The organism is Shewanella sp. N2AIL (genome assembly GCF_022690845.1).
Lineage (GTDB): Bacteria > Pseudomonadota > Gammaproteobacteria > Enterobacterales > Shewanellaceae > Shewanella > Shewanella baltica.
On the sequence record NZ_JALBYT010000010.1, the window covers coordinates 130204 to 141804 of the forward strand.

Annotated in this window: 9 protein-coding genes and 4 tRNA genes; 4 read left to right on the forward strand and 9 right to left on the reverse strand. The window is 45.5% G+C overall.

Annotated elements, in window-relative coordinates:
- Window positions 1-2 precede the first annotated feature (2 nt).
- Window positions 3-470: a thioredoxin-dependent thiol peroxidase gene (gene bcp, locus MO387_RS08380; RefSeq protein ID WP_012587436.1), complete on the forward strand. Its 468-nt coding sequence runs from the start codon at window positions 3-5 to the stop codon at window positions 468-470.
- 245 nt (window positions 471-715) lie between these two features.
- Here bcp and MO387_RS08385 read toward each other — a convergent pair whose 3' ends face one another.
- Window positions 716-1333, reverse strand: coding sequence for a LysE/ArgO family amino acid transporter (locus MO387_RS08385; RefSeq protein ID WP_107947970.1), 618 nt, complete (start codon window positions 1331-1333; stop codon window positions 716-718).
- A gap of 125 nt (window positions 1334-1458) precedes the next feature.
- Between MO387_RS08385 and MO387_RS08390 the strand changes: the two genes are divergently transcribed.
- A complete protein-coding gene (locus tag MO387_RS08390) occupies window positions 1459-2394 on the forward strand; it encodes a LysR family transcriptional regulator ArgP (protein ID WP_107947972.1) in 936 nt (311 codons plus the stop codon).
- 109 nt (window positions 2395-2503) lie between these two features.
- Here MO387_RS08390 and htpX read toward each other — a convergent pair whose 3' ends face one another.
- Complete coding sequence (gene htpX / locus MO387_RS08395; protein ID WP_006082065.1) at window positions 2504-3367, reverse strand: protease HtpX; 864 nt, start codon at window positions 3365-3367, stop codon at window positions 2504-2506.
- Between the two features lie 286 nt (window positions 3368-3653).
- Between htpX and pepE the strand changes: the two genes are divergently transcribed.
- Both pepE and MO387_RS08405 read left to right on the forward strand, forming a co-directional pair.
- Complete coding sequence (gene pepE / locus MO387_RS08400) at window positions 3654-4373, forward strand: dipeptidase PepE (protein WP_107947974.1); 720 nt, start codon at window positions 3654-3656, stop codon at window positions 4371-4373.
- A gap of 425 nt (window positions 4374-4798) precedes the next feature.
- The gene (locus MO387_RS08405; RefSeq protein WP_234420950.1) at window positions 4799-6382 is read left to right on the forward strand and encodes a glucan biosynthesis protein G; all 1584 of its coding nucleotides are present in this window, start codon (window positions 4799-4801) and stop codon (window positions 6380-6382) included.
- Between the two features lie 890 nt (window positions 6383-7272).
- Here MO387_RS08405 and MO387_RS08410 read toward each other — a convergent pair.
- The 7 genes from MO387_RS08410 to uvrY form a co-directional block, all read right to left on the reverse strand.
- Window positions 7273-7359: transfer RNA gene (locus MO387_RS08410), tRNA-Leu, on the reverse strand.
- A 140-nt stretch (window positions 7360-7499) separates the two neighbouring features.
- A tRNA-Leu gene (locus tag MO387_RS08415) sits at window positions 7500-7586 on the reverse strand.
- 49 nt (window positions 7587-7635) lie between these two features.
- Window positions 7636-7709, reverse strand: a tRNA-Cys gene (locus MO387_RS08420).
- 44 nt (window positions 7710-7753) lie between these two features.
- Window positions 7754-7829 (reverse strand) — tRNA-Gly (locus tag MO387_RS08425).
- A 220-nt stretch (window positions 7830-8049) separates the two neighbouring features.
- Window positions 8050-8598, reverse strand: coding sequence for a CDP-diacylglycerol--glycerol-3-phosphate 3-phosphatidyltransferase (gene pgsA / locus MO387_RS08430; RefSeq protein ID WP_006082068.1), 549 nt, complete (start codon window positions 8596-8598; stop codon window positions 8050-8052).
- Window positions 8599-8645: 47 nt separating this feature from the next.
- A complete protein-coding gene (gene uvrC, locus MO387_RS08435) occupies window positions 8646-10475 on the reverse strand; it encodes an excinuclease ABC subunit UvrC (RefSeq protein WP_107947979.1) in 1830 nt (609 codons plus the stop codon).
- Window positions 10476-10578: 103 nt separating this feature from the next.
- The gene (uvrY, locus tag MO387_RS08440; RefSeq protein ID WP_006082070.1) at window positions 10579-11223 is read right to left on the reverse strand and encodes a UvrY/SirA/GacA family response regulator transcription factor; all 645 of its coding nucleotides are present in this window, start codon (window positions 11221-11223) and stop codon (window positions 10579-10581) included.
- Window positions 11224-11601 lie beyond the last annotated feature (378 nt).

Below are 11601 nucleotides of genomic sequence, written 5' to 3' on the forward strand. Positions count from 1 at the left end.
AGATGAATACCTTAACGGCTGGGGCAAAAGCGCCTCAATTTACCCTGCATGATCAACATGGCACGTCAGTTTCACTGGCCGACAGCCTTAAGCAAGGTCCTGTTTTAGTGTACTTTTACCCTAAAGCAGCGACTCCGGGTTGTACAGTGCAAGCCTGCGGCCTACGTGACAGCAAAGCCGCGCTCGATAGCCATAATGTGACGGTATTTGGCATCAGCCCAGATCCTGTGGCTAAGCTGGCCAAATTTGCTGAAAAACAAGCGCTCAACTTTACCTTATTGAGCGATGAAGACCACAGTGTCGCCGATGCTTTTGGGGTCTGGGGCGAAAAGAAATTCATGGGAAAAACCTATGATGGCATCCACAGATTAAGCTTCCTTATCAATACCGATGGCACTATTGCCCACGTGTTCGATAAGTTTAAAACCAAAGATCACCATGAAGTCGTACTCGCGCAAATCGCGGGTTAATGGCTGATATGACGACTAATAAGACACGTCAAGCTGCTGCTTTAATCGACAGTAAAATGTAAACGTCGTCAGTTGATGTCGGTAGGCTGAATAAATAATCGGCAATTGATAACGAAAAGGTCCTGAAATCAGGACCTTTTTCATGAAAAATTTTCACTTTCATATCACAAGATACGATCTAACCGAGCAAAAAATCCGCAAAACCATTCAGCTATGTCCACATTTCATAGCATCTCAGCGTCGGTTTATCCTGCCACATAGGGCCAAATAATCGCGGCGGCAATACTCCACATGGTTAGCCATATAAAACGGTCAAGATAACGCCATGCTGCTGGGCGAGTAAAAATTGGCGCCAGCAAACGCGCACCAAAACTTAAGCCGAAGAACCAAATAAACGATGCCAATACGGCACCGGCGCCAAACCAAGGTCGATGTAAATCATCAAATTGAGTGCTGATACTGCCGAGCAGCACCACAGTGTCGAGGTACAAATGCGGATTAAGCAGACTGATCCCAAGCGTAGTCAACACGGCCTTTTTGAAGGTATCGGCACTATCAGCCTGCTCCATCTCAATGCCCTTGGCCACAAACGATGCCTTGAGCGCATTCGCGCCATACCAGAGTAGAAACGCGGCGCCACCGAAACTCGCCACATGCTTAATGGTCGGGAAAGATTCAATGATGTGCCCCAGCCCCGCCACACCCGCAGTGATCATCAGCGCATCAATCATAGAGCAGAGCAAGGCAATCGGTAACGGGTACGAGCGCTTGATACCTTGCTTAAGCACAAAGGCATTTTGCGCGCCTACAGCAATAATCAAACTGCCACCAATTCCCATACCTTGTATAAATGCCGCTTGCATAACCACCTCTCATGTTCGAAGAAGGCGCTAGCATAGTCAAAACAACAAAATTAATATAACTAATGTTTTTTATGTATCATAAGTAAAATTAATAATCATCAAACACACATCGATTAAGGATGACTATGCTTGAATACGCCAATCTCAAAGCCCTTGCTGTTGTGGTCTCGGAAGGCGGTTTCGATCGCGCCGCCAAAGTGCTGCACATCACCCAGTCGGCGGTGTCGCAACGCATTCGGCAGCTTGAGGAGAAAGTCGGTCAGTCATTACTTATTCGCTCCAATCCCGTGGTCGCCACCCCCACAGGCAAACGCCTGCTGCGCCACTATTCGCAGGTGCAATTACTTGAGAGTGAATTAAGAGCCGAGATGGACGCCGACGATCCCAACCATCCAACCACAGTGCGCATCGCTGTAAATGCCGACAGTTTGGCCACGTGGTTTTTACCTGCGCTAGCAGGCATGTTCAGTCGCCACGCTTGGTTATTGGAATTAATTGTCGATGATGAGTCTTACACCCATCATCTATTGAAAAATGGTGAAGCGGTCGGATGTGTCACCACAACCGAAGTGCCGATGGCGGGTTGCAGCAGTGAGTTTTTAGGCACCATGGAATACCTTTGTGTGGCCACGCCCGAATTTGCCGCGCGCTATTTTAGCGATCTGAGCGACACTCCATCATTTAGTGACACCTCGTCATTCAACACCATCAACCAAGCTCAGTTAGCAAAGGCGCCAGCGGTAGTGTTCTCCACCAAAGATAAGTTGCATGAGAAGTTTCTCGCCCAGTATTTCAATATGACGCCAGGGCAATGGTGGCAACATACTATCCCCTCTTCCGAGAGCTTTTTAGAAGCGATTAACTTGAGTTTAGGTTATGGGCTCGTTGGGCATTTACAAGCTAAACCATTAATCGATAAAGGGATACTGATTGAGATCACCCCTGAACGGCGCATGCGCGTGCCGCTGTTTTGGCAGCATTGGAATATCAAAGCAAAACAAACGACACTGGTTTACCGTGCCCTTGCGGCAACCGCGCAGCATAATTTGCTGCAGGCATAAAAAATCGGGCTCAAACCAAAGTTTGAGCCCGATGTTAAAAGCCTTCAATCTAATATCAAGTGAATCTTAAGCACTCACATTTAACATTTAAGAGTTAACTCACTCTTTATTAGCTCGCTCTTAACGCAGCAATACGTTTCTCTAATGGAGGATGACTCATCATCATTTCTGCCATTGAACGTTTGCCGTTAATACCGAAGGCTGACATTTGTGCAGGCATAGCCGTACTTTCAGGGCCTTGGCGTAAACGCTCAAGCGCAGCAATCATCTTACCTTTACCCGCTAAACGGGCCGCGCCTTCATCGGCTTTGTACTCACGAATACGTGAGAAGTAAGCGACGATGATTGAAGCCAAGATACCGAATAGCATATCCAGCACGAAAACCACGGCCATGTAAGCAAACATGCCTAAACCTTCGCCTTCTTCATCATTGCTCGACACGAAGTTATTGATAATGCCAGCAACCACACGGGCCGCGAAGATCACGAAGGTGTTCACCACACCTTGGATCAGTGTCAAGGTCACCATGTCACCGTTAGCAACGTGGCTCACTTCGTGGGCCAATACGCCTTCGATTTCATCTTGGCTCATGCCATATAACAGACCCGTACTCACAGCCACTAAAGAGTTGTCTTTACTTGGGCCTGTAGCGAACGCGTTCATGTCGGGTGATTGATAAATCGCCACTTCTGGCATTTTAATCCCCGCTTGCTTAGCTTGACGGGCAACCGTCTCCACTAACCAACGTTCGGTACTGTCACGTGGGGTAGTGATCACTTCACAACCCATGGTCTTTTTCGCCATCCATTTTGAAATGGCTAAGCTGATAAAGGCCCCACCGAATCCAAAAATGGCAGCGAACACCAGCAGTCCACCCATAGTAGACGTGTTCACGCCTAGAATAGACATTACAATTGAGGCTACTAGCAACACAGCTAGGTTAGTCGCAATCAATAAAAATATACGCTTCATTTCAGCTCCTTTAGGGCAAGAATGTGCCATTTAACTTTGTTCAAAGACATAATATGTCCAAATCATCGAAATTCAAGTGGTAAAAGAAAAGAGTTTTTAAATTAGGTTATCTTTCTCGTATATAGGCACTGTCTTTCATGGTTCGAGAGTCTAGGGACAGTATATTAATCGAAACTTAAATCTAGCGGCTATCAGTGCTACAGCGCAATTCTGCTTTATTTCTCTATGTTTATCGGGATTAATCTTTGTTAACATGCCAGCACATTCCGAGATTTCAGGATATAAAATGACAATCAATGCCCTACTACTGAGCAGCTCTCGTGTCGGTGATACACCTTACCTTGCCCACGCGATCCCTTTTATTAAACCGCTTACCGCCAAGGCGCAGAAATGGATTTTTATTCCCTATGCTGGCGTCAGCATGAGTTATGACACTTATTTGGCGTCTGTAGTGACAGGGTTAAGTGAGCTTGAACTCGATATCAGTGGCATTCACCAGCATCCCGATCCACAACAAGCGATTAAAGATGCCGACGGTATTTTAATCGGTGGCGGCAACACTTTTCATTTATTGCACCAACTATATCGCTATGATCTGGTAACGCTGATTGGTGAGCAAGTCGCCCTTGGTAAACCTTATATCGGCTGGAGTGCGGGTTCTAACGTATCGGGACTGAGCATTCGCACCACGAACGATATGCCCATCATCGAGCCGCCGTCGTTTAACGCATTAAACTTAGTACCGTTCCAGCTCAATCCGCATTATTCCAATTACCAAGCACCTGGCCACAATGGTGAAACCCGTGCCCAGCGGTTATTAGAGTTCACTAAAGTTGACCCATTAACCCCTGTGGTCGGCATAGTTGAAGGCTCAGCCCTGTGGCGTCAGGGAGACAAACTCTCACTCTTAGGTAACCAACCTGCGTATTTGTTCTGCGGAGAACAGCAAGAAATACCTATCCCTGTGGGCAGCGATCTCTCAAACTTACTCAAGCCATCGCTCTGAAAGGCATGTTCAGAGTCACTTTTTTGAGGCTCACAAAATAATGTGAGCCTCAGCCACTAATATTGTTTTCTTTAAGTCATCGTTTGAACTATATCGGTTGTTATCAAATTAACCTTCATTACTGAATTCACTAAGCAACCAAGGGTTTAATAGAGGGCACATTCATTTGATTGAGGTATCAACAGAGTAATGTGGCATACAACGGCTAAATTGCATCCGCCATAATTTATGTTACAAATATCAAGCTTCGAAGGTAAAATTACTGCTCGCCACAACTATTCGAATCCAACAACTTAGGGCTTTGTCGCAGACAACTTATTAATAATTAGGGATTAAATAGTTCAAACATCTTTAGCTAGACTGAAACATATTGCATATCTGCCTATGGATCAGCGTCATTTTAGTAAGGAGTTTCCATTTTGCGAATGAATCATATGATGAATTACCCTACCGGTTATCCGGCATTACTCAAAAAACTACCTTTTTTCATCTTGACCGCCATCGTCTACGTCGTCGGCATCAATAACGTCAATGCCGCAGAGACAACCGCAGCACCTGCGCCTGTCCCAGAAAAAAAATCTAAAAATTTTACCCACGATACTGTAGTCGAACTCGCGCAACAACTGTCGCAAAAGCCATTTAAAGAAGCCAAGAAAGCGCCTAAAGAGCTGATCGATCTTGATTTTGCCACCTATGGCAAAATCAATTATCAAGAAAATGCCGCGATTTGGGGCGGTACACCCACTAAATTTTCGGTACAGCTTTTTGCTCCGGGTTTTCTCTATAAAAACCTTGTCGATATCGACGTGGTCGAAAACAGCAAAGCGATACCGATAGAGCTCACTGAGGCCTCGTTCGATGTGCCCAGTGACGCCATTGAAAAACTCATCACCCAATTAGGTCAATATGCTGGCGTGCGTTTGCATTACCCCATCAATGACGATGAAATGAAAGATGAATTCATCATGTTTCAAGGCGCGAGCTATTTTCGCTTACTGTCTAAAGGCCAAACCTATGGCTTATCTAATCGCGGTTTAGCAATCGATGTCGCCCAACCTAAAGGCGAAGAATATCCATTGTTTAAGCGCTTTTGGGTTGAACGACCATCCAAATACCAAACGGCGATTGTGGTGCATGCCCTGCTAGACAGCCAAAGTGTCACGGGGGCCTATCGTTTTGGTATTTACCCTGGCGCACCATCACGTGTCGAAGTGGATGTAACCCTGTTCCCACGCAAAGATATTCAACATGTTGGCCTTGCACCGCTGACCTCTATGTTCCTGTTTGGTGGATTAGATAACTCGGATAAACCCGATTACCGCCCTGAAGTACACAACTCAGACGGCTTGCAAATCGATCGCGGCAATGGCGAACGTCTATGGCGCCCCTTAAATAATCCCAACAAACTGCAAGTCAGCGCCTTTGCCGATGAAGATATTAAAGGTTTTGGTCTGATCCAGCGCCATCGTAAGTTTGAAGACTATCAAGATCTGAGTGCAAACTATCAACTTCGCCCTTCAGCGTGGATTGAGCCACTTAATGATTGGGGCAAGGGTCAGCTGGTGTTGATTGAAATCCCATCGAGTGCTGAAACCAACGACAACATAGTCGCCTATTGGGAGCCTCAAGGCGGCCTGAAGAAAGATCAACCATATAAATATTCCTATCGTATGACGGCGTCAAACGACAGCCCTTCAATCGCGTCAAAGGCACGAGTGGTCCGCAGTTCGAAGGGGCAAGTGCTCAGCAAGGGTAAAGAGTTACTCGTCGACTTTAGTAATATCAAGCCACAAGATATTGATAAAATTAGTATCGATGCCAGCATCAGCAAAGGCAAAATCCTGTCTACTCGGATTGTTGCCCACCCTGACATCAATGGTGCACGGGTATTTGTCAGCTTCGAACCAGAAAGCACCAATGTAGCCGAACTGAGATTACAGTTGAAGAAAGACGATAAACCCCTCGCAGCGACTTGGTTATACCGCTGGAATAGCGACGATTGGCAATAGAGCTCAATTAGTTCCCTTGCTTAGCGAGCATAAACCGACCCTATAGCGTTAATAAAAAGGTAAGGTTAATAAAAGCGTCAGTCTTTACTGGCGCTTTTTTATACCTAGCGTTTATCGAGAGATTTTATTGATAAGTTTTTCATTCCTAGATTTATCTAAGCATAAATAAGTTAAACCAAAGCAAAAAACTCACGACCTGTTATTTCGCCGAAATAATATCACAGCTTTTGCTCTGAGTTCTCGGCACAAGAAGAGTTAAATCAACATAGCTACTGGCTTGCTTCAAAATGATGCTATCGGCTTCAAACGTACCGCCGTTACGTGATGCAATGGTTTTCAGCACTCCGCCCCATGACTAACCCGCAGCAAGGAGTCCTGCTAACTAAGGCAAGCGAGATTAGTTCAACACATTGAGATAATCTCTTATATCGGAAACGGCGCACCCAGCGTGTCAGTCAAGCTTGGCCTTAAACCTCTCGCGAACAACACTGACTAAATGTGGAAATCCAGATGCATAAAGCCCCAACTTTCGTTGAGGCTTTATGCTATTCAAACAGAATAATGGTTCCCGAGGCCAGACTTAAGCTTTTATCGGCAGCGGCACGCCAAGCGTGTCAGTCAAGTTTGGCCTTAAATCTCTCGCGGACAATACTGACTAAATGTGGAAATCCAGATGCAAAAAAGCCCCAACTTTCGTTGAGGCTTTATGCTATTCAAACAGAATAATGGTACCCGAGGCCAGACTTAAGCTTTTATCGGCAGCGGCACGCCAAGCGTGTTAGTCAAGTTTGGCCTTAAATCTCTCGCGGACAACACTGACTAAATGTGGAAATCCAGATGCAAAAAAGCCCCAACTTTCGTTGAGGCTTTATGCTATTCATACAAAATAATGGTACCCGAGGCCAGACTTGAACTGGCACGCTGTTACCAGCGAGGGATTTTAAATCCCTTGTGTCTACCGATTCCACCACTCGGGCAAACTCTAAATATTAATGACGGGAATCATGTCAAAAATATTATTAACGCTATATAACTAACACTTAATACAACAACTAAATCTTTAATAAACCCCTATTAATGCTTAGGACTTTATTTTTACCATTATCATCAAAAATAATGGTACCCGAGGCCAGACTTGAACTGGCACGCTGTTACCAGCGAGGGATTTTAAATCCCTTGTGTCTACCGATTCCACCACTCGGGCAAACTCTGAATATTAACAACGGGAATCGTGTCATTAATACATTAATCTATGGAGGCGCGACCCGGAGTCGAACCGAGATCGACGGATTTGCAATCCGCAGCATAGCCATTCTGCCATCGCGCCATAGTTGCTAACTCGGATTAACCAAAATTAGACTTCAAGAATATTGGAGCGACATATCGGGTTCGAACCGATGACCTATACCTTGGCAAGGTATCGCTCTACCAACTGAGCTAATGTCGCATTGTGTTTTGCTATTGACTCAAATCAACAAGGTATCGTATTTGACCTTACCAACAGAGCGAATATCACATTTCAATATTCAGTAGCGTTAAGATTTTGTTTTCACATCGTCTCTTGTCTACGGGGTGGCATTCTACCGATTTACCACCCAGTGTCAACCGCTGTTTTATCGATAACTTACTGCTTGCACACTAAATAATCTCTTTGATTTTTTATTGCACTATTCAGCAGTCAGATCTTTCCAAGCGGCTAAAATGTAACTCATCATTGACCAAAACGTTAATACTGCGGCGATATATAGCAGCACAAAAGCGGCATTGGTCATTAAAGGATTGTATTGCCAAATAAGGCCAATAATTGCCACCATTTGCGCGGCAGTTTTATATTTACCAATCCAAGACACGGCGACAGTGCCACGTTTACCTATCTCAGCCATCCATTCTCTCAACGCTGAAATGACAATCTCGCGGCCAATCATAAATAGTGCAGGCATAGTCAACCAGATATTGGCGTATTGATCGACTAACAGCACTAAGGCTGTGATCACCATCAACTTGTCAGCGACTGGATCGAGGAAAGCGCCAAAACGGGTTAATTGCTTCAATTTACGGGCAGCATAACCATCTAATGCATCCGTTAACGCCGCGAGCCAAAAGGTAAAGGCGGCAACAAAAGGGGTCCAGTCATAGGGTAAATAAAACAGCACCACGAAAATGGGCAGTAAAAAAAGCCTGAAAAGAGTTAATGCTATAGGTAAGTTAAACGGCATGATCAAACCAGTTAGTCAAAAGCAGCGCCAATCTTGCCTTAATTTTATCACCCTCGCAATGCATCATGAATGGTTTGTGCCATTTCTATGCTGATCCCTGGTACTTTGACTAATTCCGCCACACTTGCTCCTTTCACTTCTTGCAAGCCACCTAAATGCTGCAACAAAGCTTTACGACGTTTAGGACCAATTCCAGGAATCGATTCCAGTGTTGAAGTATTGCGGGTTTTCTGGCGACGATTACGGTGGCCAGTGATTGCAAATCGATGGGATTCATCACGAATATGTTGAATAAGGTGCAACGCAGGCGAATCACCTTCGAGGGAAAAGCTGGTTTCGGTATCTCCTAAGATCAAGGTTTCGAGTCCAGGTTTACGGCCCTCACCTTTCGCCACCCCAATGAGCTGCGGCGCTTTATCTAAATGGACAAACTTTTCATCCACTATCTTCTGGGCGATACGCAGCTGCCCGAGTCCACCATCGATAAACAGAATGTCAGGGATTTTACCGCCCGCCTCAATCTTATCGAAGCGTCGGCTCACCGCTTGCTTCATTGCCGCGTAATCATCGCCCGGTGTAATCCCCTCGATATTATAGCGACGATATTCACCTTTATGCGGCCCTTCCCGATTGAACACCACACAGGAGGCAACCGTGCTCTCCCCCATGGTATGACTGATATCGAAACATTCCATCCGTTGAATAGGCGTACTCAATTCAAGGATTTCCTCAAGTAACACAAAACGCTGCTCGACCGTATTTTTATGGGACAAGCGCGTAACCACGGCATTGGTCGCATTGGTCACGGCTAACCGTAAGAAGCTCGCCCTATCGGCACGCACATTGGTCTTAATCGAAAACTTTTTATCTAGCGCTTCTGAAATCGCCGTTTCGAGTTCATGTAATTCTTCAAAGTTGTGGCTAATCACCACTTCCTTTGGGATCGTGCGTTGAATATCCGCATTTAAATAAAACTGCAGGATGAAAGAGCGCAGCACTTCGTCCATATCGGTTTGGGCGGGCACGGAAGGATAATAGCTGCGACTGCCAAAGATTTTACCCTCGCGGATAAACAGCAAATGGAAACAGGCGATGCCCGACGCATAATGCACACCGATGACATCCATATCACCTTTATTATTCGATACTTCCTGTTGTTCGGCGACTTTACGCAGCGCCATTATCTGATCGCGAAATCGTGCAGCTTGCTCATAAGCTTGTCGCTCGGCCGCAAGCTCCATTTTGTCAACCAAGGCGCTGATCACTTGCTGATCTTTGCCCTTTAAAAACAGGCTGGCGAGTTTCACTTGCTCGTCGTAATCGGCGTTGCTGACTTTACCCACACAGGGCGCGCTACAACGGGAAAGTTGATATTGCAAACAGGGGCGTGAGCGAGACTTGTAGTAAAGGTCGTCACATTGACGAATTGGAAACAGCTTCTGCATTAAATGCAGACTTTCACGTACCGCGCCGCCGTTAGGATAAGGGCCAAAATAGTGGCCTTTTTCCCGCTGCGGACCACGATGATAAGCAAGCCTTGGGTGTTCGTGCTGGCTTAACAGTATGTAAGGATAAGATTTGTCATCACGCAATAACACATTGTATTTGGGCATGTATTGCTTGATGTAATCATTCTCAAGCAACAGAGCATCGGTTTCGCTGTGGGTCAGCGTCACATCAATATGGTGTATATGCGAGACTAAGGCTTGGGTCTTAACATTAGCGAGATTTTTACGAAAATACGAGGTAAGCCGTTTTTTGAGATCTTTGGCTTTACCCACATAAATGACGTCATTCTTGACGTCATACATGCGATAAACCCCAGCGGAGGATGAAACCGTACGTAAAAAACTTTGGGCGTTAAATTCAGTCGACATCATTTACACCTACAGTTTTGCAGACTTAACACAGACAACATGGCAACATTTAACCCACGAACTCACTCGACTCAAGCCATCGACCAACGAAATTCACTTACTATTAAAAATGGCCAGCATCCAACATCTTATAGCGAATAGCTAACCGCGTTAGCTCAACATCACCACTGATCCCCAGTTTGGCAAATAAACGATAGCGGTAACTGTTAACGGTTTTAGGGCTTAAGTTCAGCTGCTCAGAAATATCGTTTACCTTCTCGCCGTTGGTGATCATCAACATGATTTGTAACTCACGTTCAGACAGAGACTTAAACGGGTTTTCATCGGCGGGATTAAACTGGCTCAGCGCCATCTGTTGGGCAATTTCAGGGGATAAATAACGTTGGCCACGAGAGACCTGACGTATCGCTTGCAGTACTTCCGGTGGCGTTGCACCTTTAGTCAAATAACCCGAAGCGCCAGCCTGCATAACTTTACTCGGAAACGGATCTTCCGTGTGCACAGTCAACACAATTATTTTAGCATGGGGCTGATAACGTAGAATTTTTCGAGTGGCTTCCAGTCCGCCCATTCCTGGCATATTCATGTCCATTAAGATCACATCGGCTTCATTTTGGCGAGCCCACTGCACCGCAGTCTCACCATCAGGGGCTTCGCCCACCACTTTGATCCCACGTTCATCTTCTAAGATACGGCGGATCCCAGTTCTCACAAGCTCATGATCGTCAACCAAATATATCGAAATCAACTTTATCCACCTTTTACTATTTTCAGCTCGTTCCGTGCGTTAAATAAAGCAACACAGCAAACGGATAACGAGTTCATAAGGCTAATTTAGCCCAACAACCCCATTTCGCAAAGCATAAATTCAACATTGTTAACTAGATGATATTTAAAGAAAGGATTCCAGAATAGCATACCAATAAAAAGCGTTTAAAAACGAAGCAATACACAAAGCGCTATCAGCCTAAATGCTTGTTGGATCGGTAGTACAGCACAAGTAAAGAATCCGCCTTCTTAGAAGGCGGCTTTGACTTGCCCCTGGAAGGGGCTATTCCAAGAACCTACATCATCTGCAACGACAATTGAGCCTCATGTTCCTGATCTTGTTTATCTTGATGGCGCA

What these genes read in the sequence shown, in the direction of transcription:
- bcp (WP_012587436.1), top strand. Translation starts at nt 3, where the DNA reads ATGAATACCTTAACGGCTGGGGCAAAAGCGCCTCAATTTACCCTGCAT.
- MO387_RS08385 (WP_107947970.1), bottom strand. Translation starts at nt 1,333, where the DNA reads ATGCAAGCGGCATTTATACAAGGTATGGGAATTGGTGGCAGTTTGATT.
- MO387_RS08390 (WP_107947972.1), top strand. Translation starts at nt 1,459, where the DNA reads ATGCTTGAATACGCCAATCTCAAAGCCCTTGCTGTTGTGGTCTCGGAA.
- htpX (WP_006082065.1), bottom strand. Translation starts at nt 3,367, where the DNA reads ATGAAGCGTATATTTTTATTGATTGCGACTAACCTAGCTGTGTTGCTA.
- pepE (WP_107947974.1), top strand. Translation starts at nt 3,654, where the DNA reads ATGACAATCAATGCCCTACTACTGAGCAGCTCTCGTGTCGGTGATACA.
- MO387_RS08405 (WP_234420950.1), top strand. Translation starts at nt 4,799, where the DNA reads ATGAATCATATGATGAATTACCCTACCGGTTATCCGGCATTACTCAAA.
- pgsA (WP_006082068.1), bottom strand. Translation starts at nt 8,598, where the DNA reads ATGCCGTTTAACTTACCTATAGCATTAACTCTTTTCAGGCTTTTTTTA.
- uvrC (WP_107947979.1), bottom strand. Translation starts at nt 10,475, where the DNA reads ATGTCGACTGAATTTAACGCCCAAAGTTTTTTACGTACGGTTTCATCC.